Origin of the sequence: Streptomyces sp. ICN903 (assembly GCF_022015835.1) — a bacterium.
Lineage (GTDB): Bacteria > Actinomycetota > Actinomycetes > Streptomycetales > Streptomycetaceae > Streptomyces > Streptomyces fenghuangensis.
In genome coordinates this window covers 1-23,138 of sequence record NZ_JAKMAY010000028.1, presented here as the reverse complement: position 1 = coordinate 23,138, position 23,138 = coordinate 1, and the positions used below count along the sequence as shown (strand labels likewise).

The 23,138-nt window shown below is 70.9% G+C and carries 15 protein-coding genes; 8 read left to right on the top strand and 7 right to left on the bottom strand.

All coding sequences use genetic code 11. The features are described 5' to 3' along the window. Positions 1-48: 48 nt before the first annotated feature. Entirely contained in the window at positions 49-855 is an 807-nt protein-coding gene (locus L7D48_RS05135) for a potassium channel family protein (protein WP_237877685.1), read from the top strand. On the opposite strand, the gene L7D48_RS05130 is transcribed toward L7D48_RS05135, so the two are convergent. After that, positions 836-1,282, bottom strand: a complete 447-nt coding sequence (locus L7D48_RS05130) for a peptidase inhibitor family I36 protein (RefSeq protein ID WP_237877684.1) — start codon at positions 1,280-1,282, stop codon at positions 836-838. The two genes, L7D48_RS05135 and L7D48_RS05130, sit on opposite strands and share 20 nt — an antisense overlap. A 142-nt stretch (positions 1,283-1,424) precedes the next feature. Further along, positions 1,425-3,035 carry an MFS transporter gene (locus L7D48_RS05125; protein ID WP_237877683.1) on the bottom strand — a complete coding sequence of 537 codons (1,611 nt, stop codon included), beginning with the start codon at positions 3,033-3,035 and terminating at the stop codon, positions 1,425-1,427. 116 nt (positions 3,036-3,151) lie between these two features. Between L7D48_RS05125 and L7D48_RS05120 the strand changes: the two genes are divergently transcribed. Further along, complete coding sequence (locus L7D48_RS05120) at positions 3,152-3,814, top strand: TetR/AcrR family transcriptional regulator (protein WP_237877682.1); 663 nt, start codon at positions 3,152-3,154, stop codon at positions 3,812-3,814. Positions 3,815-4,012: 198 nt separating this feature from the next. Continuing rightward, the gene (locus L7D48_RS05115; RefSeq protein WP_237877681.1) at positions 4,013-4,909 is read left to right on the top strand and encodes a DUF4429 domain-containing protein; all 897 of its coding nucleotides are present in this window, start codon (positions 4,013-4,015) and stop codon (positions 4,907-4,909) included. Between the two features lie 125 nt (positions 4,910-5,034). Here the strand turns inward: L7D48_RS05115 and L7D48_RS05110 are convergent, their stop codons facing one another. Further along, complete coding sequence (locus L7D48_RS05110) at positions 5,035-5,544, bottom strand: MerR family transcriptional regulator (RefSeq protein WP_237877680.1); 510 nt, start codon at positions 5,542-5,544, stop codon at positions 5,035-5,037. 100 nt (positions 5,545-5,644) lie between these two features. On the opposite strand from L7D48_RS05110, the gene L7D48_RS05105 reads away from it, so the two are divergent. The 3 genes from L7D48_RS05105 to L7D48_RS05095 all read left to right on the top strand — a co-directional run bounded on the left by L7D48_RS05105 (position 5,645) and on the right by L7D48_RS05095 (position 8,856). Further along, a complete protein-coding gene (locus tag L7D48_RS05105) occupies positions 5,645-6,463 on the top strand; it encodes a serine hydrolase (protein WP_237877679.1) in 819 nt (272 codons plus the stop codon). A gap of 74 nt (positions 6,464-6,537) precedes the next feature. Continuing rightward, positions 6,538-7,251, top strand: a complete 714-nt coding sequence (locus L7D48_RS05100; RefSeq protein ID WP_237877678.1) for a type 1 glutamine amidotransferase — start codon at positions 6,538-6,540, stop codon at positions 7,249-7,251. A gap of 258 nt (positions 7,252-7,509) precedes the next feature. Beyond that, on the top strand, positions 7,510-8,856 hold the full coding sequence (locus L7D48_RS05095; RefSeq protein ID WP_237877677.1) for an SGNH/GDSL hydrolase family protein: 1,347 nt from the start codon (positions 7,510-7,512) through the stop codon (positions 8,854-8,856). A 71-nt stretch (positions 8,857-8,927) separates the two neighbouring features. Here L7D48_RS05095 and L7D48_RS05090 read toward each other — a convergent pair whose 3' ends face one another. Next, positions 8,928-9,383, bottom strand: a complete 456-nt coding sequence (locus L7D48_RS05090) for a hypothetical protein (protein ID WP_237877676.1) — start codon at positions 9,381-9,383, stop codon at positions 8,928-8,930. 886 nt (positions 9,384-10,269) lie between these two features. Between L7D48_RS05090 and L7D48_RS05085 the strand changes: the two genes are divergently transcribed. Continuing rightward, positions 10,270-11,847: an N-acetylmuramoyl-L-alanine amidase gene (locus tag L7D48_RS05085; RefSeq protein ID WP_237877675.1), complete on the top strand. Its 1,578-nt coding sequence runs from the start codon at positions 10,270-10,272 to the stop codon at positions 11,845-11,847. Positions 11,848-12,037: 190 nt separating this feature from the next. Here the strand turns inward: L7D48_RS05085 and L7D48_RS05080 are convergent, their stop codons facing one another. After that, positions 12,038-12,559: an SMI1/KNR4 family protein gene (locus L7D48_RS05080; RefSeq protein WP_237877674.1), complete on the bottom strand. Its 522-nt coding sequence runs from the start codon at positions 12,557-12,559 to the stop codon at positions 12,038-12,040. A gap of 13 nt (positions 12,560-12,572) precedes the next feature. After that, positions 12,573-21,257 (bottom strand): DNRLRE domain-containing protein, encoded by an 8,685-nt coding sequence (locus tag L7D48_RS05075; RefSeq protein ID WP_237877673.1) that lies wholly within the window; start codon positions 21,255-21,257, stop codon positions 12,573-12,575. Between the two features lie 647 nt (positions 21,258-21,904). On the opposite strand from L7D48_RS05075, the gene L7D48_RS05070 reads away from it, so the two are divergent. Continuing rightward, complete coding sequence (locus L7D48_RS05070; protein ID WP_237877672.1) at positions 21,905-22,342, top strand: hypothetical protein; 438 nt, start codon at positions 21,905-21,907, stop codon at positions 22,340-22,342. Here L7D48_RS05070 and L7D48_RS05065 read toward each other — a convergent pair. Beyond that, a complete protein-coding gene (locus tag L7D48_RS05065; RefSeq protein ID WP_237877671.1) occupies positions 22,333-23,007 on the bottom strand; it encodes a pirin family protein in 675 nt (224 codons plus the stop codon). The genes L7D48_RS05070 and L7D48_RS05065 overlap by 10 nt on opposite strands. Between the last annotated feature and the right edge of the window lie 131 nt (positions 23,008-23,138).

Sequence of the window (23,138 nt, the reverse complement as noted above, 5' to 3'; positions counted from 1 at the left end):
GGTCGTCGGACCGGGCTGTGGCTTCGGATACCCCGGGGGCCCCGTACGATGCCGGGCATGGCGGACATACAGGCCAGGGAACGCTGGGAACGCCGGACGCAGGGACCACTGCTGCTGCTGTCCGTCCTCTTCGCAGTCGCCTATGCCGTACCGATCGTGCGCACGGACCTCGCCCCGTGGGTACGGGACGCGTGCAGGGCTGTGGAGTGGGGGGTCTGGGCGGCGTTCGCACTGGACTACGCGGTACGGCTCAGGCTGGCCCCGCGGCGGTGGGCCTTCGTGCGCAGCCAGCCCCTCGCGCTGCTGGCCGTGCTGCTCCCCCTGCTCCAGCCGCTGCGCCTGCTGCGTCTGGTCTCCGCGTTGCTGCTGGTCGGGCAGCGGGCCCGGATGGCCTCCCGGGTGCGGGTGACCACCTATGTGGCCGGTTCGTGCCTGGGACTGCTGGTGTTCGGGTCGCTGGCCGTCCTGGAGGTGGAGCGGAACTCTCCGAACGGCAACATCACGACACTCGGCGACGCGGTGTGGTGGTCCTTCACCACCATGACCACGGTGGGCTACGGCGATCTGGCGCCGACCACCGGTCTGGGCCGGTTGCTGGCCATCGGGCTGATGCTCTCCGGGATCGCGCTGCTCGGTGTGGTCACCGCCAATATCGCGGCCTGGTTCATCGCCCGGTTCGACGAGGAGGACGCCGCGGAACGGCGGCAGACCGCGGTGATCGAGGACCTGACAGCCGAGGTACGTGCTCTGCGGGCGGAGGTCGCGGAGCTGCGGGGTGGGTTCACGGACTCCGGCGGCCACGGGGACGGCACGGTCACGGGCGCGGCGGGCCACGTCAGCTCTCCCAGATCTTGACGGCCCGCACCCGGTAGTCCGCCCGCGGCGCCCAGCTGCCCGAGGGATAGGTGTCGAACTCGCCGGTCTCGGCGCACTCCGCGCTCTGGTAGGCCGTGACGGGCCGCCCGGTGCGGTTGGCGAGCGAGGCCGCAGAGGTGCCCCGCGGCAGCGGCACACAGCTCTCGATGTCGGTGTCCGCCAGTTCGTGGGTGCGGCGCGGCCCCTTGAAGTCCGCACGCTCCCACAGGCACAGCTCCCCGGCCGCGCACTCTCCCAGTCGCGGTGCCGGTACTGCCGCCGACACGGCCGTCTGCGGTGTCAGGACCGTGAGCACCGCGGCGACCGCGGTCAGGGCCGCGGGCAGTGCGGCCCGGCGGGCCCTGTGGCCACGGCCGGCGCGGATGCGGTGGGCGCGGATGTGGTGAGTGCGGTGTACGTGACGCATGTGGGTCTCTCCCCCGTGTCGGTCGTTGTGCGATCAGCTTCGACACGGGCCGGCCGGCCTGCCAAGGGCAGACCGGCCGTTTCACCAGGACGGGTAACGGAGTTGTCCACAGCCTCCCGGTTGTCCACAGCTTCCCGCCGGGTCAGACATGCACCGAGGGAACCGTGCCATGCTGGCCGCCCTTGGTGAACAGCGCGATGCCCGCGGCCAGGACTGCCACGATTCCGGCGAGGGTGAAGGCCAGCCCCATGCCGGAGAGGAAGGATTCGTGCACCACCCGGCCCATGGCCTCGGCCGCCTGCGCGGGGGTTCCGGCGGGGGCGGGCGGGACGATGCCCAGTTCGGCGGCCTCCCCCAGCAGTTCGGCGTCCTGCGGCGGCAGCGGGGGGAGCTGGGCCTCGGCCCACTTCCCGGGCAGGGTCTCGTGCACCCGGGAGGCCATCACCGCGCCCAGGACGGCCGTGCCGAGGCTGCCGCCGACCTGCATGGCGGCCTGCTGGAGGCCGCCGGCGACCCCGGCGTGCTCCAGCGGGGCGTTGCCCACGATGACCTCGGTGGCGCCCACCATCACCGGAGCGAGGCCGAGACCGAGGAGGCCGAACCACAGCGACATCTCGAGGGTGCCGGTGCCCCGCTCCAGGGTGGACAGGCCGAACATCGCGATCGCGGTGATCAGCATCGCGCCGACCAGCGGAAGGCGCGGGCCGACCTTGGTGATCAGTCCTCCGGCCACGGGCGAGGCGACGATCATCATCGCGGTCAGCGGCAACAGGTGCAGTCCGCTGTCCACCGGGCTCATCCCGTGGACGTTCTGGAGGTAGAAGGTGACGAAGAAGAGGCCGCCCATGAAACCGAAGGCCATCAGGACCATCAGCACGGTGCCCGCCGAGAGCGGGACGGAGCGGAACAGCCTCAGGGGCAGCAGGGGTTCGCCCGCCATGCTCTCCCAGACCAGGAAGGCCAGCAGGGTCAGCGCCGCGATCACCAGGCACCACACCGTCGCGTTGTCGCCCCACCCCCACTCGGGCGCTTTGATGATGCCCCACACCAGGAAGAACATCGCGCCCGACAGCAGGGCGATGCCGGGGACGTCGAAGGACCTGGGCGCGTTCTCCGCCCGGTGGTCCACCAGGATCGCCAGGCACAGAAGTACGGCCAGCAGCCCCACCGGAACGTTGATGAAGAAGACCGACTCCCAGTTCACGTGCTCGACCAGCAGGCCGCCGACGATGGGGCCGGCCGCGGTGGAGGCGCCGATCACCGCACCCCAGATACCGATCGCCATGTTGAGCTTCTCGGCCGGGAACGTGGCGCGCAGCAGGCCCAGGGCGGCCGGCATCAGCAGGGCGCCGAACAGCCCTTGGAGCACCCGGAAGGCGATGACCATCGTGACGCCCTCGGACAGTCCGATGGCGCCGGACGTGGCGGCGAAGCCGACGATGCCCACGAGGAAGGTCTGGCGGTGGCCGAAGCGGTCCCCGAGTTTTCCGGCGGTGATCAGTGCGACGGCCAGGGCGAGCAGGTAGCCGTTGGTGATCCACTGGACGTCGGCGAGCGAGGCGCCGAGGTCCTGCTGGATGGCCGGGTTAGCGATGGCGACGATGGTGCCGTCCAGGGTGACCATCACCACGCCGAGCGCGACGGCCAGGAGGGTCAGCCAGGGGTGGCCGCGCAACCCGGCACGGCCGGGGGCAGCGCCGGGCCCCGGGGGCTTCGATGCGCCGGGGGCGGCGGAGACCGTGTTGGAAGTCATGGCCGGGAGCCTAGTGTCAGCGACTGACACTTCCGAAGCGATTATGTGCCCACCAGCTGAAGTCCAGCTCACGGGTAGGGTGACCGGCACCTTTCGAGACGGCAGGAGGTGGCCGGGTGGCCGGACTGCGCGAGCGCAAGAAGCAGCGCACCCGGGACGCGCTGGTCCGCGCGGCACACGAACTGTTCGCCGCCCAGGGGTACGAACACACCACGATCGACGACATCACCACTGCCGTGGACGTCTCCCAGCGGACGTTCTTCCGCTACTTCGCGGGCAAGGAGGAGATCGCCTTCGTCCTCGTGCGGGCGGTCGAGGAGCGGTTCCTCGCCGCCGTCGGGGAGCGCCCCGCCGACGAGGCCCCCCTGCAGGTCCTGGGGAACGCGCTCGGCGCCGTCTGGGACGGTGTCGACGACGTGGTCCGGGAGGTCGTACCGCTCGGGGTCTACATGAGAATGTGGCAGGTCATCGAGACGACCCCCGCCCTGACTGCGGCCCATCTGCGGCACTCCACGGAGCAGGAGGAGCGGCTCGCCGCCGAGATCGCCCGCCGTACCGGTGTCGATCCCGAGCACGATCCGCGGCCGCGGGTACTGGTCGCGGCCTTCGCCGGCGTGCTCCGGCTCGCGGGGCGCCGCTGGGCCGTCGGCCGGGACATCACGGTGGAGGGGGCCCGCAGGGTCTTCCAGGAGTATCTCGACCGGCTCGGCCCCGCCCTGGCGGAGGACTGGCGGTCCGCCGGCGGCAGCGGGCAGGACGTCCCCCCGCACCGGGGGTGACGCCGGGGGTGACGCCGGGGGTGACGCCCCGATCCACCCGCTGCCGGTGCCCGCGCCCGCCCGGACGCGGGCGGGCACCGGGAGCCCGGCCGACATGACGGCCGTCGGTACGGGCGGCTGCCACCGGGTGGACGAGGTATGACGTATGCGGCACGGCGGGGGAGGAAGACCCGGGCGCCGACGCATACGATGACCCGTATGGGTGACGTGCTGGCCGGAATTAACTCCTCCTGGGAGTTCGACACCGACTCCGTGCTCGTCCGCTTCGAACGGGGCATCCGCACTCCGAAGCTGTTCCACGTGCTCGGTGAGCGGCGCGTCCCCTACGAGGCGCTGAGGTCTGTCGAGCTGGCCCCCGGCACCAGACGGGGCACGGTCGTGCTGCGCGCCGAGCCGCGCCCGGGCGCCGATCCGCTGATGGAGGCCGCAGCCGGTCAGCTCAGGGAGACCAGCGACCCGTACCGTCTGGTGCTCCCCGCCGAGCACGAGCCCCTGGCCGCCGCCTGGATCAGCGAGCTGTCCTCCGTGCTCGGCTCCCGGGCGCAGGAGCCGGCCGACCGCCATCTGGTCGCCGCGCCCGCCGCTCCGCTGCAGTTCAAGGCGTACGACGGCAAGGTCTCCTTCGACGGCCGGGCGGTCTCCTTCCGCTGGTTCTGGACCGGGGCCTCCTCCGCGAAGTGGAAGGCGGGCGACCAGTCCTTCCCGGTCGGCGAGTTGCAGGGCGTCCGATGGCGCTCACCGGAGGTCGTCGGCGGCCATCTGCGGCTGATCCGCCGCGGCGAGCCGGAGGACCGGGAGCACCCGGAGGCCGACCAGGATCCGGCCGCCGTCGTCTTCGGCCTCGGCTACGGCCTGGTGCACGAGTCGCTGCCGCTGGCGGCATCGGTGCTGGAGGCGGTACGGGCGGCCGAGCCCGCCCCGGTGCTGGAGGCGGCGGCTCCCGTCTCCCGCGCGGCGGATCCGGCCGCCGCGTTCCGGCCCGCCCCCGCCGACATCGCCGACCGCATCCGGCATCTGGGCGAGCTGCACGGGGCCGGGCTGCTCACCGACGAGGAGTTCAGCGCGAAGAAGGCCGACCTCCTCGCCGAGTTGTGAGCCCTGCCGGGCGCCGTGGGCACGACGGGCCGTGAGGCACGACGGGCCCGCTCCCGTCCCGCCGCACCGAGCCGCGCCGCGCCACGGCGATCCGTTCACTCCCGTCCCCCGGCTCGCCCGGCCTCTCAGAACCTCTCCGACGCCCGGCGGGCGTCCGCATAGAAGTCGATCTTGAAGTCGAGGACCGCCAGTGTGCTCCGCAGCTCGTCGATCCTGCGGCTGACGTCCTCGCGGGTCGCGCGCAGCAACTCCTGCCGCTCCTCGAAGGTGTGGTCGCCCGCGCGCACCAGTTCCGCGTAGCGCACCATGTCCGCCACCGGCATTCCCGTCAGACGCAGCTTGCCGACGAAGGCCAGCCAGTCCAGGTCGCGGTTGGTGAAGCGGCGCTGTCCGGTGTGGGAGCGGTCGATGTGCGGCATCAGCCCGATCCGCTCGTACCAGCGCAGCGTGTGGGCGCTCAGACCGGTGATCGCGGCGACCTCGCTGATCGTGTAGCGGTCCCGCCCGTCCGGCCGCGGGTGGGGCACCTCGGCCGCCGCGCACACGTCCGTCAGCGGCTCCCCGGCCTCCCCACCGGCCTCCGTGTCCGTGTCCGTGTCCGTCCCCGTCTGCACCTGCGTCTGCGTCACGGTCATGGGGGAACGCTACGGAGTTCGAGTGCGCTCCAGGCAAGCGAATAACGGGGGCGAAATCCCGCCACGCCCGCCCGCTGAGCCCCAGGTTAGGCTCGGGAGCATGGACAGCCTGCGCATGATCGAGAACTGGCCGGTCAAGACGGCGGCGGCGGCCGTCGTGACCGCCGACGGCACGGTGGCCGGGACGCACGGCCCCGCCGGTCACCGTTTCGCCCTCGCCTCGGTCACCAAGCCGCTGGCGGCGTACGCGGCGCTGATCGCCGTCGAGGAGGGCGCGATCGAGCTGGACGAGCCAGCCGGTCCCGAGGGCTCGACGGTGCGGCACCTGCTCGCCCACACCTCCGGTCTGGCCTTCGACGAGCAGCGCACGATGGCCGCCGCGGGCACCCGCCGGATCTACTCCAACACCGGTTTCGAGGTGCTCGGCGACCACATCGCCAAGGCCACCGGCATCCCCTTCCCGGAGTATCTGCGCCAGGCCGTTCTCGTCCCCCTGGGCATGGCCGCCACCGACCTGCCGGGCTCCCCGGCCAAGGACGGTGTCTCCACCCTGGCCGATCTGGTCCGCTTCGCCGCTGAACTCCAGGCCCCGCGCCTGCTGGATCCGCGCACCGTCGCGGAGGCCACGACCGTGGTCTTCCCGGATCTGCCCGGCGTCCTGCCCGGCTACGGCAACCAGAAGCCCAACGACTGGGGCCTGGGCTTCGAGATCCGCGACGGCAAGTCCCCGCACTGGACGGGCGCCCTCTCCTCACCGCGCACTTTCGGCCACTTCGGGCAGGCGGGTACGTTCCTGTGGGTGGACCCGGAAGCGGGCGCCGCCTGTGTGGCCCTGGCGGACCGGGCGTTCGGCCCCTGGGCCGTCGAGGCGTGGCCGCCGTTCACCGACGCGGTGCTGGCCGAACTGCGCGGGCACTGAGACACGCCGACCGGTGCCGGTCGGCACGGACCGACCACGGGCCGGCCGCAGGCCGGCGCGGGAAGGAGCGGCACATGGGCGGGCAGCCGCGCGTACTGGCGGTGCAGCACACCCCGAACGGCGGGCCGGGCCGGTTCGGCGCCTGGCTGGCCGAGGGCGGTGCGGCGCTGGACGTCGTCCGCGCCTACGACGGCGAGCCGCTGCCCGCCCGGACGGACGGCCACCGGGGCGTCCTCGTCCTCGGCGGCGGCTACCTGCCGGACGACGACACGCGCGCCCCCTGGCTCGCCCCCACCCGCGCCCTGGTCGCCGAGGCGCTGGACGGCGGCGTCCCGGTGTTCGGGATCTGCCTGGGCGGCCAGATGCTGGCCCAGGTCGCGGGCGGCGAGGTCGCGGCGGAGCACGGCGAGCCGGAGATCGGCAGCACACCGCTGACGCTGCGTCCCGAGGCGGCGGGCGACCCGCTCTTCCACGGGCTGCCCGACCGTACCGCCGCGATCGAGAACCATGTCGACGCCATCACCGAACTCCCGCCGGGCGCCCGGTGGCTGGCGCGGAGCGAGCGGTGTCCGTACCAGGCGTTCGCCGTGGGCGGCCGGGCGTGGGGCACGCAGTTCCACCCCGAGGTGACGGCCGCACAGGTAAGGGCGTGGGATCCGGAGCGGCTGCGGCGCCTGGGCTTCGATCCCGCCGAGACCGTGCGCCGGGCGGAGGCCGACGAGCCCGCCTCGGCCGGGGTGTGGCGCACCGTCGCCCTCCGCTTCGCCTCGCTCGTACGCGACGGCTGAGCGGCCGCGACGGCTGAGCGACCGGCCCGTGCGGCCCGCCCTTCGGCGAAGCCGCGGACACGGTCGCAAACCCCCCTGCCCGTCACCCGCGCCCCGGGCGGCCCGCGAGGCCCGACCCGGGGCTCTCCAGCACCCTCCGACCCCTCACCGAGCAAATTAATCAGGCGAGTTCACGAATTCCTCTTGTCTTTCCGCCCGAGCCCATTAGGGTCGCTCACGCCCACCGGACGGCGACGGACCCTGGAGGTCGGAAAGCCCATGAGACGGAGATCGTCCCTGACGAGCCTGCTCACCGCGGGAGCCCTCGCGGCGACCGTGCTCGTGACCTCCCAGGCCACCGGCGCCCTGGACAACGCGGCTCCCGGCGCCGGGGACCGCGCGGGCACCCACGCCTCCGCCACTCCGGCGGCGTCGAAGAGGGCCGCGCGGCACTGGGTGAACACCTGGACGTCGATGCCGCAGCTCACCGAGCCCCACAACATGCCGCCCGCCCCCTTCACCGAGGAGGGGCTGGTCATGGAGGACACCACACTGCGGCAGACCGTCCGCGTCACGGTCGGCGGCGACAAGGTGCGGCTGCGCTTCTCCAACGCCTTCGGCGGCGCGGACCTGCCCATCACCGCCGCCTCCGTGGCCTTCCCCGAGGACGGGAGGGCCGGGACCGACGCGATACGTCCGGGCACCTCCCGCCCGCTGACCTTCAGCGGCAGGCCCTCGGCTCTCGTCCCGGTCGGAGCACAGGTGGTCTCCGACCCGGTGGACATGAAGGTGGCCGCGGGGGCCAATCTCGCCGTCACCCTCTACCTGGCGGACGGCCAGGCATCGAACGACATCACCTCCCACCCCGGCTCCCGGACCACCTCCCACCTCCTGCGCGGCGACCACGTCGCGGCCGAGGACCTGCCGGGTGCGACGGCGACCGACCACTGGTACTTCCTCAGCGGAGTCGAGACGTGGTCGGCCAGGTCCACCCGGGCAGTCACCGTCCTGGGCGACTCCCTGACCGACGGCCGCGGCTCCACCACCAACGGCAACGACCGCTGGACGGACCAGTGGTTCGACCGGCTCCAGACCCGCCGCGGCACCGCCCGCCTCGCCGTCCTCAACCAGGCCGCCGGCGGCAACCGCGTCCTCAACGACGGGCTGGGCCCCAACGTCCTGGCCCGGCTGGACCGCGACGTGCTGGCACAGACCGGGGTGGAGTCGCTCATCGTCTTCGAGGGCGTCAACGACATCGGCACCGCGGCGGCCACCGAGGCCGCGCAGAAGCGGGTCGCGGCCGACCTGATCGCCGCCTACGAGCAGATCGTCACCCGCGCCCACGCCCACGGCATCGAGGTCCACGGCGCGACGCTGCTGCCCTTCGGCGGCAACGAGATGTACGACGACCCGGCCGGGTACCGCGAACGCGCCCGGCAGACGGTCAACGAATGGATCCGCACCAGCGGCCGCTTCGACTCCGTCATCGACTTCGACCGCGCCGTCCGCGACCCCGCCGACCCCGGGCGGCTCCACCCCGGCCTCCACGACGGCGACTGGCTCCATCTGAACCCCGCCGGGTACGGCCGGCTGGCCGCCGCCGTACCCGCACGCCTGTTCCGCTAGTCCGGCCACCCGCGCCGGCCTTCGGCCCGTCCACGACCGCACGCGCGGTGGCCGTGGACGGGCCGAAGCCGTCAGGCGGCGTCGGAGCCGGCCTCACCGGGACGGTGCCGTCCGTGCAGCATCAGGTAGAACGTCCGCACCGACTCCTGCGAGCCGTACGCGAAGCGGTTGGCCACTCTGCCCAGCGGATTCCACACGCGCCCGTCGGGCATCCGCACGCCCACGGGTTGCCCGAACCGCTCGCACTGTCCGGCGTCGAAGTCCACCCACACCGCCCCGGCCTGCCGGACCATCACCTCCCCCAGGTACCCGCCCAGACCGAACAGGGCCTCCGCCACACGACCGTCGGGCTCCGCACCCTGGCGGCGCATGCCCTCGATCACCGCGTCCACGATGCGCAGGCTGTTCACCGAGTAGTCCAGGGGCAGTCGGTGTCCGGCCCTCCGCGAGGTCAGATCCGTGACGAACCGCGCCACATGCCCGCGCATCCTTCCGGCCGTGGGTCTCGCCGTGGTCTCCGTGCCCATGAGCGTCTCCCCTCGCGTTCGGCTCGGCACCGGGCGGCGGCACGCCGGACGCCGTCCGGGGGAGGGGGCCATCCCCCTCCCCTTCACCAAGCGCCGCCGCATCCTGCCTGGTCACGCCCTCGTGGTGTGGCAGTACTCACGTTTACGCGGTGTCAGCGGAACTCCCGGCTCCTCGCCGGGGCGAGCAGCCACGCCGCCTCCGGACCCAGAAGAACTCCGAGTGAACTTCAGCCGTACACAACCTGCGCCGGAGCCCGGGCGGTATCGGGGCGCACACGCTGCGGGCGGCCATGCGGAACCTCGCCCACACTCGACCGGCACCACCTCTGTCCCGGTGCCGGCTCCCACGAACCCCCTGGTGGCCGCGGGCCTCCCCATGCGGACCGGTTCCGGTGCGGGCGGCGGCCGCCCACCGCACCGGAACCGGTGGCCGCCCGCTCCCACTCCGCTCCAGCGCGCCGCTATGCCCCCTTTTCAGGCTTTTCTCTTCGCGAGTGACGCACGGTGATGCCCTGGGGTATAACCGGCCCGTCCGACAGTGGACGGAAGGCCGGGCGCACCCCGATCTGCCGTGCGCACCGGTCGCGGTGCCGCCGCTGCCCTGAGCCGGGGCTCGTCATCGCACCCCGGGCACGGCAGGGCGTGCCGCGGGCCATCAGGGCGGAAGCCGTCGGCGACCACAGCGCACGGCGCGTACGACGAGCCGCCGCACTCGGCCCGTGCCGCTGGTACGGCCGCTCCCGTCCGCTGTCCGCGTCCGGGCCCGAGCCCGCCGGCCGCCGAACGGGCGGAGACGGAGCGGCGGCCGCCGGACGCACCGGGATCTTCCAGAGGGGGTTTGGAACACGTGGGATCGAACAGAGGCCGCAGCCGCAGGCCGGCGGACATGAAGCGCCGGACCTGGCTGGCGGTCGGCTCCGTCGTGCTCGGGGGGTCGGTGGTGACGACGGTCGCCGTCGCCACCACCTCGGACACCTCCGGCGAGCAGGCCCGCAGCGAGAGGATGCGGCCCGTGGCCGCGTACACCGAGACGTTCCAGGGCGGTGACCCGGGGAAGCGCTCAGTGCCGCGCAAGGACACCCGGCCCTTCTCCATGCTCGGCGTCTCCTGGGAGGACCCGGAGGCAGAACTCGACGGCACCGCCCAGATCCGCACCCGCAGCGCGCGGAGCGGGCAGTGGACGCGGTGGCAGGACCTCGACCTCGGCATACGGCCGCCGGAGACCGACGAGGGCAAGGACAGCGGAGTACGCGGAGCCTCCGAGCCCCTGTGGGTCGGCGAGTCCGACGGGGTCGAGGCACGGGTCCTGGCGGAAGGCGGGGAGTCGGCCGAACTGCCCGGCGGACTGCGCCTGGTGATGATCGACCCCGGCGTGCTGGGCGAGGACATCGGCAACGGCTGGCGCAAGGTCGGCGACATGAACGGAGGCGGGAACTCGCAGGAGCCGTCGCGGCAGCCCACCACGGAGCCGGCGCCGGAGCCCAGCCAGGGCGAGCCCTCCACGGAACCGTCCGCCTCCGCCCCCGCCACGGAGGAGCCCGAGCCCAGCCAGGAGCCGTCGCGGCAGCCCACCTCGGAGGCTCCCACCGGGGAGCCGAGCCCGGAACCCTCCGCCGACCCGACCGGCGAACCCTCCACCGAACCCACCGGAGAGCCGACCGGGGAGCCGAGCCCGGAACCCTCCGCCGAGCCCACCGGGGAGCCGAGCCCGGAACCCTCCACCGACCCGGCCCCCACCGGGGAACCGACCGGCGAACCGACACCGGAGCCCTCCACCGAGCCCACCGGTGAACCGTCCACCGACCCCAGCACCGAACCCACCGGTGAGCCGTCCACCACAGCCCCGGCCCCCTCACCGTCCGAGACGCAGACGCCGCGGATCGTCAGCCGCGCCCAGTGGGGCGCCGACGAGTCGCTGGTCGAGGACCCGCCCTCCTACATGAGCCGGGTGGACGCCGTCTTCGTCCACCACACCGCCGGCACGAACAGCTACACCTGCACCCAGTCGGCCTCCATCATCCGGGGCATCCTCACCTACCACGTCAAGACCAACGGCTGGAACGACGTCGGCTACAACTTCTTCGTCGACAAGTGCGGCACGATCTTCGAAGGCCGCGCGGGAGGCGTCGACAAGGCGGTCCGGGGCGCTCACACCTACGGCTTCAACGGCAACTCCGCGGGCGTCTCCCTGCTCGGCAACTACGAGGACGGCGGCCGGCCCACCCAGGCCGCGCTGGACGCCATCGCCCGGATCTCCGGCTGGAAGCTCGGCCTGTACGGCGCCGACCCGGCCGGCAAGGTGACGCTCACCGCGGCCGCGGACACGGGCGTCTGGAAGAACGGCGAGCGGGCGACGCTGTACCGGATCTCCGGCCACCGCGACGGCTACGCGACCCTGTGCCCTGGAGCGAACCTCTACTCCCAGCTCCCGGCCATCCGCACCAGGGCCGCCGCGTCCTCCTGACCCACCGCCGCGGCCGAACGGCACCGGAACCGGTTCCGAGACCGGAACCGGGAGCAGGACCGGCCGTCCCGGACACCGTGCGCGGATGTTCGGCGGCCCGCACGTTCGCCGCGTCTTCGTACAGGCCCTTCGAATTGCGGATCAAGAACGCGGTGGCACCCCTTCAGAGAAGGGGTGCCACCGCTTTCTCTCAGGGCAGGAACTCCCAGAACGGCCCGTCGGGCGCGAGGTTGCGAGAGCACAACGTCACGTCCCTACCCTCGAGATAAGCCAGCAACCACTCACTGAACGTCATCTCATAGAGAGTCCAAGCCGGACTGTCGAACTCCTGGACCACGACGCGCCAGGGCGACGAGGGGGTTTCGGGAACGCACAGGAAAACCGCCTCGCCCGTCGTGGCCGTCGCCACCGGCATCAATTCGCCGGGGTTCGCCCCTACCGGACTTGGCAGAAATTCCGCCATGTCCTCTTCACGCCAGAGGTCGAGGTCGCCCCTGATTGTTTTTCCCAGGTTGTGCAGAAGATGGCCGGCGGGATGCTCCAGATACAACTGCCCGTTGATCTCGATCGAACCGTAGGCGTCCACGATCTCACGGAAGTCCGCAGGAAATTCGATACCGAGTTCCTGCTCCAGTTCGATCCACGGCGCCGGATCCGACCAGTTGAACCGAGGTTCACCCAACAGGGTTTGTATCTCTGCAAGCGCTGCCACTACTACGCTCCTTCTAGCACTTCGAGCCGATGCCGGTCGGAGAGTTGACCGCCGTGCACGAGAAAGAGTCCACGATATTTCCCTGGGGTCCGTATGCGGTCATTCCCACCTGGACGGATGTAGGAACAGCCGAATGCGGATCTCCGTAGACGGGAACGACCGACATGATCAGCTTGTTGTTCCCAGTCAAGTGCTTCCACCCGAAGCGTTCCACCTTGCTGGCCATCCTTCTGTTTGCCTTGCCGTGCAAGGCCACCAGGTTTCGGACATCCTGGCCGGTGCCCTTCCCCCAGTAACCTATCAGGTGACCGGCCTGCGGCTTCCCGCCTCCTGCCGCTATCTCTCCCATTCCATCCGGCTTGACGGACGGCTCGCATTCGGGGCACCTCGGCAGACCACCCGCCCCGGTGCGCGACCTGCGGTCGCTCTTGGTGAGGAACGCAAAGGCAGCGGTTGCCCTGCAGCCCTTCTTGCCCTGGTGGTTCGTGTACTCCTCCAGTCCTCCGTAGATCCGTCCTCCGTCGATCAGAGGCAGCGGGTTGCAGGAGGCGCTGTCGGTGTCGGTGCCCCGCGGCGCGGGCCTGGGCGCGGGGCCCGGCGTCGGCTGCGGGGTGGGACTGGGACGCGGTTCGTTGGACGACTCGCTGGAACCGGAACCGGCCTCCTCGGCGGACGGCATCAGGTTACCGAGCGCTTCGCCCGCGTCCCTCAGGTTCTGCTGTCCCTGCGGAGTGGCGGCGTAGAGCGACAGACCCATCGCTCCCGCCACCCAGTAGGCGATCGCGGGGAGAGCGAAGAAGTGGCCGTCGATCTCGACGTTGGTCACCGGGTTGCCGCCGGTGAAGGCGTAGCGGTTTCCGGTGAACGGATCCGCGCCGAGTTTCATGTCGGCGAGGGCGCCGTTGTACATGTCGCGGGTGGTGAAGCGGTTCAGGCCGGGGCTGTAGTCGCGGAAGCCCATGTCGTAGGTTCCGGACTGGGCGTCCCACCGCTTGGCGTTGTATCGGTAGGGGTTGTACGCCTCCTTGGTGGGGTCGGTGGCATCGGGCTTGTCGATGCCGGTGAACTCGGACGTTTCGTCGGATCCGTAGGCGGTGTAGCCGTACGTGGCCTTCGTGTCGCCGTTCTTGTCCGTGAGGGTCTCGACGTCGGTGTGGGCGTTGTAGCCGTAGTAGCCGGCCTCGGTGGTGCCGTCGCTGTCGTGCTTGACCTGCGACAGGCGCTCGCCCCAGGGGCTGTACTGGTACGACTTGGTCAGCGCACCGGAGACCTCCTCGGTCAGCACCTCGCCGGACAGACCCAGGTAGTTGAACGTGGTGGTCTTGCCGTCCGCGGTCTTCGACGCGGTGCGGTCCAGTGGGTCGAAGGTGTACGTGGTCGACTTCATCCCGCCCGACGAGTCGGCGCTCAGCGACTCGACGACGTGGTCGAAGCCGTCGTAAACACTCCGGCTGATCACCTTGCCGCCCGACGTCACCGATTCCTGGCGGCCGAACGGGTCGTAGTTGTAGGTGGACGTGGTGCCGCCGACAGCGGTGGCGCTCAGCAGCCGGTTCCGGTCGTAGTCGTACGTCGTGGTCGTGCCCTTGAGCGTCTGGCTGACGACGTTGGCGTTGTCGTCGTGGACGTACGTCTCCGTCCCGGCGCCGTTGCCGGTCTTGACCGACTTGGCGAGCCGGTCGGCCGGGTCGTAGGTGTAGTCGGTGGTGGACTCCAGGTAGGCGGTGTGGTCGTCGGCGTTCATCTTCTTCGCCACGTCCCGCGCCTTGTTGCCGTTGGGATCGTAGGCGTAGGTGTGCGAGGAGACGAGGGTGCCGCCCGCCTTCTTCTCCGTCGTGGACTTGACCGGACCATCGAGGTAATAGGCGTAGTCGACGGTGTTGCCGTTGGCCTTGGTCTCCTTCAGACGCTGGCCGCGGTCGGTGTACGTGTACGACGTCACCTTCGGGTCGGCGTCCGTGGCGGACTTGCCGATCGAGACCGTCTTGACCAGGTCACGCAGGTCGTACGTGTACGTCGAGTGCTGGTCGGGGTGAGTGATCGCCTCCGGCAGACCGTTGGCGTCGTAGGTGTACGACGTCGACTTCCTCGCTGTGCCGTTCAGCGACTCCGTCACCTTCCGGACCTGGTTGAGGCCCGTGTAGGCGATGGCGTAGTTGTCGATCCTCGCGCTCGACGAGGTGTCGTCGAGCGCCGTCAGGTTGCCGTTCGCGTCATAGGTGTACGTGAACGTCTTCTTCTCGGTGTCGGTCTCGCCGCCGGTGTCGCGCACCAGCTTCACCGCGTCGGCGACGACCGTGCCGCCGTCGTTCTCGAACAGCTCCAGCTTGGCGTCGTTGCCCCGCTTGAAGCTGTAGGAGCCCAGGGAGACCCAGGTGCCGGCGTCCGCGGTCTGGTCGATCGTCTTGTCGGTCGTTCCTCCGTCGTGCGTGAGCGTGTACGTGGCCGTTGTCGCCGTCTCCGGCACGTCCGGGTACTTCACGTAGGCGGTGTAGGTGCCGTCGGCGGGGATGTTGAGGGTCCAGGTGAAGGCGTCCGTGCCGGTGCCGGCCGCGTGGACGGCGTGGTCGTAGCCCTGCTGGCCGCCGGCGTCCGCCGTGGTCCAGGTGCCGGTGGAGTCGGTGTTGTGGGTGTCGGAGTTGTCGACCAGCACGACGTGCTTGCCGACCGGCACGCCGTCGTCGGTGCGGGACTTCAGCTTGCCGTCGGGGTAGTAGCCCCAGCCCATCGTGCGTGAGGAGGAGCCTCCGGCCGAGGTGAGGGTGCGGGCGGTCTGCAGGCCCAGGTCGTTGTAGTCGTAGGTGGTGACGATGTCCCACGGGTCGGTGGAGGACTTCACCAGGCCGTGGTCGTAGTAGGTGTAGGTGGTGTCGTTGCGGACCGACTGCCCCTGGGAGGGCGGCAGCGAGGTCCTGGCGACCCGGCCGGCCGCGTCGTACACCGTCTCGGTGTAGACGTTGGGGTCGTTGTAGCGGGAGTCCGCCGGGTCGTAGGGCTGGAACCGCTTGACCGGGCGGTTCAGCGCGTCGTACTCGGTACGGGCGGTGAAGGCCTCCGTCGTCCCGGCCGCCACGGCCCGCGGGGTGATCACCTTGGTGCGGTTGCCGACCTCGTCGTACTCGTACCGGGTGGTGCGGTAGGTGATCGTGCCCGAGGCGTCCTTGGTGTGCGGGACCTTGGCCTCGGTGGTCATGCCGCGCTCGTCGTAGGTGACGGTCGTGGTGTTGTTCTCCGCGTCCGTGGTGGAGACGACCAGGGAGTCCTTGTCGTACGCGCGCGAGGTGGTGTGGCCGGCCGCGTCCGTGACCGTGGTGACGCGGTGGTTGAGGTCGTAGGCGTAGACGGTGGTGAAGTCGCCGGTGTCGGCGCTGGCGTTCTTCTTCGGGTCGGTGACCTTCACCAGATTGCCGACGTCGTCGTAGCTGTAGCTGATCTTGTCGCCCGCCGCGTTGACCACGGAGGTGAGCTGGTAGATCGCGTCGTAGGCGTGGGTGGTGGTGTAGTCGCCGGCGGTGGTGGTCAGGTTGCCCTTGGGCTCGGTGGTCGTCAGGAGGTTGCCGACCTTGTCGTAGGCGTAGGTCGTCCTGCGCTCGTTCGAGGTGTCGGTGTCCTTCGGCTCGGTGGCCGAGGTGAGCTGGTCGGCGCTGTCGTAGACGGCCGTGGAGACCGCCCCGTTGGGTGCGGTGGACTCGGTGATGTTGTCGTTGGCGTCGTAGACCGGGGCCGGGGTGGTGATCAGCTCACCGGCGTCCTGGTCCTTGGGCACGGTGGAGACCAGCGGACGCCCGAAGACGTCGTAGGTCTGCGTGGTGGTCTTGCCCAGCGCGTCGGTGCTCTCCAGCACCTGGCCGCGCTCGTCGTAGACGAACGAGGTGGTGTTGTCCAGCGCGTCGGTGATCAGTGCCGGGTAGCCGGTCGGGCCGAACTCGCCGTGGGTGGTGGTGTTTCCGTTCGCGTCCGTGGCCGTCTTCAGCTGGCCGCGGGTGTCGTAGGTGTAGGTGGTGGTGTAGTCGTCGGCGGTGGTGGTGGCGGTGCCCTTGGGGTCGGTGACCGAGGTCAGGTTGCCGAAGGTGTCGTAGTCGAACCGCCAGGTACGGCCCTCCGGGGAGACCTTGCGCCACAGGTCGGCCACATGGCCGTCCATCGCCGTGGCGTAGGTGAGGGTCTGTGCCTCGGTGCCGTTCTTGTTCGCCTCGGCGTCCCTCTGCTCCAGCGGGTAGCCGGTCTTGGGGTCGTAGGCGTAGGTGGTGACCGCGCCGTTGTTCTCCTCCAGGCGCGTGACGTTGTTGTCCGCGTCCCAGGACAGCTTGGTGGTCTGGGACTTGGCGTTGGTCACCTGGGTCGGGCGGCCGTAGCCGTCCTGGAGGTAGGTGGAGGCGTTGCCCTCCGCGTCCGTCACCCGCGTCCGGATGGTGGAGCCGGCCGTGCCGTCGGGGTCGGTGTAGACGAAGCCGGTGTCATGCCCGAGGCGGTCGGTGATGGTCTGCGCCGCCCAGTGGAACTTCGGGTCGTCGCCCTCGCTGGGGTCGTAGTAGTCAAGCGAGGTGGCGTTGCCGCGCGGGTCGGTGACCTTGACGAGCTTGACGTTCTTGTTGCCCTGGGTGGCGTCGTAGGTGAACCTGAAGACCTTCGGCTGCGTGCTGCCGGCGCCGTCGGTCAGCTCCCCGAGCAGGCCCTTGTCGCTGTAGACGAAGGTCAGCTTCCGCCCGGAGACGTCGGTCATCGACGCGATGTGGTCGATGATCTTCGGGCTGGTCAGCTTGGTGCCGGACTGCTTCACACCGGCGTCGTCGATGTAGGGGTAGTCCTGGCCCTTGTCGTAGTAGTCGACCGTCAGGGTCTGCCGGCCGGCCGGGTCGGTGATGTACTTGAGGAACTTGACCGGCTTGTTGTTGGAGCGGCGCTCCTCGTAGGTGTAGGTCTGGGTGTTGCCGTTCCTGTCGGTGATCGCCGACAGGTAGCCGTCGCAGTCGAAGAAGAACTGCGTGCGGTCCGGCCGCGTCATCGACCAGGCGCGCGGGTCACCGTCGGCCGACGGCCTGCAGTCCACTCCCGCCTTCTGCTGGAGCAGGTAGTGCACCCCGGCCGGGGCCTTCCAGGTGCCGTCGGTCTGCTTGCGGAAGGTGTGCGCGGTGCCGTCACCGTCGGGGAGGGTGACGGTGGTCGGGTTCGGGTTGGGGTGGAAGTCCAGCGCCGCGCCCGAGCGGATCGGCGCGGCCAGCTGCGCCGACCAGCCGTGGCCGAGGACGGTGTCGGAGGTGTCCAGGGAGTTGTAGGAGAACCGGGCGAAGGTGGACAGGCCGCGGCCGGGGTTGGAGAAGGCGTTGTACGACCAGACGTTGTTGCCCGCGTACAGGTTGTTCATCACCGTCGAGCCGGCGCCGGTGTTCTTGCCCGCGTAGGAGTAGAACTTCTCCAGGCCCAGCTGGTTGGAGGTCGGGTCCTCCACCGCCACATGCTGGGCCAGGCCGGGGACTCCCCCGGCGTCGGACTCCCAGGCGCCGGTGGTCTTGTTCCGCACGTCCCAGGTGAGCACGTGGTCCAGGCGCTTGTTGCCGGAGTCGGAGTTGATCGGCGCCTTGACCTGAGCCCGCACCGTCACCGACTCGCCCGGCGCGAGGTCTCTCGGCAGGGCGGTGGCGATCTGGTTGCCGCCGGTGGTGGCGTCGGTGCCGTCCGGCAGCGCCCAGCGGTAGGACAGTTCGTGTCCGGTCGCCGTCCACTCCGTGCCGGTGGTGTTGGTGACCGTCACCTCGACGGTGTCGGTGTCACCGGGGATCATCCGAGACGGCGTCTGCGGCGCGTGGTAGGTCTTCTCGGCGGTGGAGTCGACGTAGATGACGCGGATCAGCGGACGCAGCTGCGGGTCGGCGGTCTCCGCCGACAGGAACAGGCTGCGTTCCTGCGGGCCGGAGGAGGACTCGTCGGCGAGCTTGAGCATCGCGCCCTTGTTGGCGGCCGGGTCGCTCACCCAGCCCTGCGTCATCGAGGTGGCGTCCCACCAGTGGCGTCCCACCTCGTTGCCCCACTGCGCCGTGGTGTCGGAGACGGCGGAGCCGTAGTCGCCGCCCGGTCTGCTCCAGGCGGTGGAGGAGGACGCCTTGTTCCAGGTGGCGGTGGTCTCGTCGAAGGTCCTCGTCAGCGGGCGCAGTTCGTAGACCGCCCCGTCGCTTCCGGTGGTCGTCTGCGAGGCCCACAGGAACATCCGGGACTCCAGCACGGTGGCGCTGGTGGGGATGTCGGAGGTCGGGAACTTCAGCACCGAGCGCGTGGTGCCGTAGGTGCCGGAGTTGTTGCCGACGCTCAGCCACTTCTGGCCGACCCCCCAGGACTCGATGGTGTCCTGGTTGGTGTCCGGCTGGGCGCTGGAGAGGGTGGTGTCGCTCTGCCCGGCCTGGATGAGCCTCATGGTGCGGCCGGCCTTGGGGATGCCCACGACGCGGGTCGGGGAGCCGAGCAGCTCGCCGCTCTTGGTCTTGACCGCGATCTGGTAGTAGTACGACCGCCCGATCTCGTCCGCGTGGTCGGCGGGCGTCGGGGATGCGGTGGTGTCGGTGAAGGACGTGACCGCCTTGTCCACCGGTGCGACCAGAGTGGCCGCCGACGGGGTGAAGGCCTGCCGGGTGGAGCGGTGCAGCTGGTACTCCACGATGTCCAGACCGGAGTCATCACTGGTGTTCTCGTACGCCTTCCAGTGCAGCTCCGGGCCGGTGCCGTGGACGACGGTCGGGGAGTCCAGCGCGGTGCCGGTCCTGCCCCAGGTGACCGTCAGCCGCGGGTAGGTCGAGGTCTCGCCGCCGTAGTCGCCGTCGGCCGCCTCGTAGCGGGGGCCGCCCAGCGGGCCGGAGGAGGACTCGTCCCGCGCCTTGATCACGAAGCCGTGGTTGGCCGCGGTGCCCGAGACCCACTTCCGCACGGTGTCGGTGACGGGGAACTTGTGCCACTGGTTGTACTCGCCGACGTTCTTCCAGATCTCGGCCGGGTTCACCAGCCGCACCGCGTCGGCGATGACGGCGGTGGAGGTGGAGGCCGGACCGTCCCCGAGTACGACCTTGCCGGTGGTGCCCTTGGTGAAGGGAAGCTGCCTGCCGCCGCCCAGCGAGGTCCACTGCCCGCCCGTGCCGGCCGACTGGTCCACGGTGTACGTGGCCGAGCCGTCGCGGTGGGTGACGGTGTAGGGGGCGTTGGTGGCGCGGTCGGTGGCCGCGACGTAGTGGACGTCCACCCGGTAGGTGGCGGTGTCCTCGACCTTCGGCTGCCAGGCGTAGGTGTCCCCGGCCGCGCCGTCCTTGTTGTAGTGGTAGTCGCCGCCGACGGCGTACTGCGTCAGCGTGGAGCCGGACGCGGGCCAGGAGCCGGAGGCGGCCGTGGCCGGGTCGCCGTCGTCGACCTGGACGCTGGTGCCCGACAGCTCACCGACCAGCGAGCTGGTGCTGTCCCAGGTCGCAGTCGACTCGTCCCACGCCCCGGTGGCCCGGTGCACCCTGACGGGCACGTCGGTGCCGCCGGTGGTGTGGGTCTGGTCGAAGTACATCTCCAGGCGGGCGGAGTCGACCTCCACCCCGGCGGGGATCTCGTCCAGCGGGAACTTGATCAGCGAGCGGGCGGTGCCGGTGTCGGTACGGCCGGCCGCCAGCTTCCAGTTGGCGTTGAAGTTCACCGACGGCTGGTCGGACAGGACCATCACGTCCTGCGACTGCGCCGGCGTGGGGGCGATGGAGACGGTGGGGTCGATGACGACCGGGTACCGCCGCTCCTTCGCCGCCAGCCAGTCGGCGTCAGGCGTCACCGTCAGCCGCCAGTCGTCGCCGTGGCGGGTGAGCTTCTGGGTGACGTCGTTGCTGTGGACGTACCCGTAGGGCGAGGAGGCGTCCTTGCGCGCGTCGGTCATGTACGCGGCGGGGATCTCCATCACGGGCACGCCGGGGTGCTCGCCGTAGAAGGCGATCGAGCCGTCCTCGCGCGCCTTGGGCGTGAGCTTGTCGACGTCCAGGGTGAAGGTGAACGACACCGGCCCGTCGGGCCGTTCGGCCAGGGTGATGTTCTCCTTCACCCGGCCCGGGCCCACCTGGTAGGACAGGTCGGCTCCGGGGAGGGCGCCTGGGTAGGTGACGGTGTCGCCCTCGGCCTCAGGCTTGAGCTTCGCGCCCGTCGCGTCCCGGAGGCCGATCGTCACGCCCTGGCCGGTGTCGTTGGCGAAGCGCATCAGGCGCTCGGGGTCGGAGCCGAACCAGCTGCGGCCGGTGTTGGCGGTGCCGGCGAACTCGAACCCCTTGGCGTCGCTGGGACGCACCGCGGTGTCGATCGGCTTCCACTGAGCCTTCTTACCGGACCCGGAGCGGTAGGAGGTGGGGACGGCCGACAGTTCGGCCTCGACGCGCCCGTCGGAGAGCTGCCAGAACCGGGCGTGCGCGGTGCGTCTGCCGGTCAGCTCCTTGACTCGCTTCGCCGCCGGCGCCTTCTTCCCCCTGGGCAGCTTCTCGCGGCTGGGCAGTGCCGCCCTGCCGTCGGCGGGCGGGGCCGCCTCGCCGTCGTCCTCGTCGCCGGAGAACCAGTCCGCGACGGTGTCGACGACGCCCCTGCCGCCGTCGTCGCCGTCCTTGGACGCCGGGGCCGCGTACGCCACCTGCGGCAGCAGGGTGCCCATGACGGCCGACACGACGAGTCCGGAAAGCAGTCTTCGGTACCGCTTTCTCATCTTGCCGAATTCCTTTCCCGGCCGGTCCCGCGCCTCCCGTGCGCTCGCGTACGCGCGGAATGCGGGCAAGCCGAAGCAACCGCCCCGGAAAACGGGGCGGCCTACGGACGGAACATGGCCGTGAAATCGGCGTTACGGCGTGGGGGCTGGACGACGCACCCCCAGGAGGAACCCCTGCAAAAGGGGTTCCGCCAAGGAATGCGTCGCCCGCCGGTCACGACGGCTCTCGCAGCCGACGGAGGGTTCTACGCGTGTTTCCGATTCCCCGTCAAGCCTGCGGAAATAACGGGCACTTCTCCGGTTCACCGCCTCATCGCCGCAGATCACGACGGATCGACGGGGCGGATTGAGGCGTTTTGCCCCCTCACTGGCCACGGGCGGCACGCATGGTGTACAACGCCGTGTTCGCATGTCCGCGTTCTCGGAAAGGAATCGTCATGAGCAAGGACATGTCCGGGCCCACGGACACATCGGATGAAGAAAGGGAGAGCGCACAGGCGCGGACGGACGAATCGGCCGACCGCCCGGACGATCCGGTGCCGGGAAACCCGGAAACCACCCCTTTCGATTCCACCGAACCCGCCGATTCCGCCGACGGCGAAACCGGAAAGGGGAGGGGAACGTCCGAGCGGGGTGTGGACCGGCGCGTGGTGGCCGTCGCCGCCGCCCTGCTGCTCGCCTGCGCCGGCCTCGTCGGCTACGGCGTCCTGAACACCGGGGACGAGCCCGGGGATCGGGCCGTCCCCACCGCCGAGGTCACCTACGAGGTCCGGGGGGAGGGCAGGGCCGACATCACCTACCTCGCCCGCAGCGAGGCCGGGAAGGCCACCGTCGCCTCGGACGTGACCCTGCCGTGGAAGAAGACCGTGGAGGTGCCCCTGGGCGAGGAGCCCACCGTCAGCATCCTCCTCGGCGAGGAGGGCGGCGAGGCCAGTTGCACCCTCGCGATCCGCGGCAGGCACGTCCAGCGCTCCACCGCCTTCGGCTCCTACGGGCGCGCCACCTGCGCCGGCGCCCTCCCGGCCCCGGAGTCCGAGGTGGGGCCCGCCGAGGAGCCCGCCGTGGAGGGGCGGTCTCAGCCGTAGGACGGCTCGGAGTGCATCTCCCAGACCAGCGCCTCGGCCCCGGCCCCGGCCCCGGACGCCTCCAGCCCCTTCGCGCCCCCGATCCGCGCCGCGTCGCCCGCCTCCAGCGACTCACCGCCCAGGCTCAGCCCGCCGCGCACCACGTGCACGTACACCCACGGGGCGTCCGGCACCGCGGTGCGCTCCCCCGCGCTCAGCCGCCGCACGTGCAGCACCGCGTCGGCGCGGGCCAGGGCGTACGGGGTGCCGTCGGCTATGCCGCGCACGACCTCGTACTCCGCCTCGCCCCCGAACACCCCCGGCACCAGCCACATCTGCACGAACCGCAGCGGCTCGCTCCCCGCGTTGCGCTCCACGTGCCGGATGCCTCGGCCGGCGCTCAGCCGCTGCACGTCCCCGGGCCGCACGGTCACGCGGCGGCCGGCCGAGTCCTCGTGCGTCAGCTCGCCCTCGACCACCCACGAGACGATCTCCACATCCGCGTGCGGGTGCTCGGCGAAACCCGCGCCCGGCTCGAGCCGCTCCTCGTTGCAGGCGACCAGCAGCCCGAAGCGCGTGTTGGACGGGTCGTAGAAGCCGGAGAAGGAGAAGGAGTGCCGTGTCTCGATGCCGGCCGCCGGGTTCCCGCCCCGATAACGGTCCGCATCGCGCCATATGTGCAGCATTCCTCCACGGTACGCGGGCGGCCTGACATCCCACACGACGCCCGTACGCCCTCACGCCTCCCAGCCTCCTTCCCCATGTGGTGCCGTGGGCCCGGGCGGGGAGAGGCCGGGCCCACGGCACCACATGGGGA

Coding starts and splice junctions, on each gene's coding strand:
- L7D48_RS05090 (WP_237877676.1), bottom strand. CDS start 9,383: ATGGGCACGGAGACCACGGCGAGACCCACGGCCGGAAGGATGCGCGGG.
- L7D48_RS05110 (WP_237877680.1), bottom strand. CDS start 5,544: ATGACCGTGACGCAGACGCAGGTGCAGACGGGGACGGACACGGACACG.
- L7D48_RS05065 (WP_237877671.1), bottom strand. CDS start 23,007: ATGCTGCACATATGGCGCGATGCGGACCGTTATCGGGGCGGGAACCCG.
- L7D48_RS05130 (WP_237877684.1), bottom strand. CDS start 1,282: ATGCGTCACGTACACCGCACTCACCACATCCGCGCCCACCGCATCCGC.
- L7D48_RS05085 (WP_237877675.1), top strand. CDS start 10,270: ATGAAGCGCCGGACCTGGCTGGCGGTCGGCTCCGTCGTGCTCGGGGGG.
- L7D48_RS05135 (WP_237877685.1), top strand. CDS start 49: ATGCCGGGCATGGCGGACATACAGGCCAGGGAACGCTGGGAACGCCGG.
- L7D48_RS05100 (WP_237877678.1), top strand. CDS start 6,538: ATGGGCGGGCAGCCGCGCGTACTGGCGGTGCAGCACACCCCGAACGGC.
- L7D48_RS05095 (WP_237877677.1), top strand. CDS start 7,510: ATGAGACGGAGATCGTCCCTGACGAGCCTGCTCACCGCGGGAGCCCTC.
- L7D48_RS05105 (WP_237877679.1), top strand. CDS start 5,645: ATGGACAGCCTGCGCATGATCGAGAACTGGCCGGTCAAGACGGCGGCG.
- L7D48_RS05115 (WP_237877681.1), top strand. CDS start 4,013: ATGGGTGACGTGCTGGCCGGAATTAACTCCTCCTGGGAGTTCGACACC.
- L7D48_RS05075 (WP_237877673.1), bottom strand. CDS start 21,257: ATGAGAAAGCGGTACCGAAGACTGCTTTCCGGACTCGTCGTGTCGGCC.
- L7D48_RS05125 (WP_237877683.1), bottom strand. CDS start 3,035: ATGACTTCCAACACGGTCTCCGCCGCCCCCGGCGCATCGAAGCCCCCG.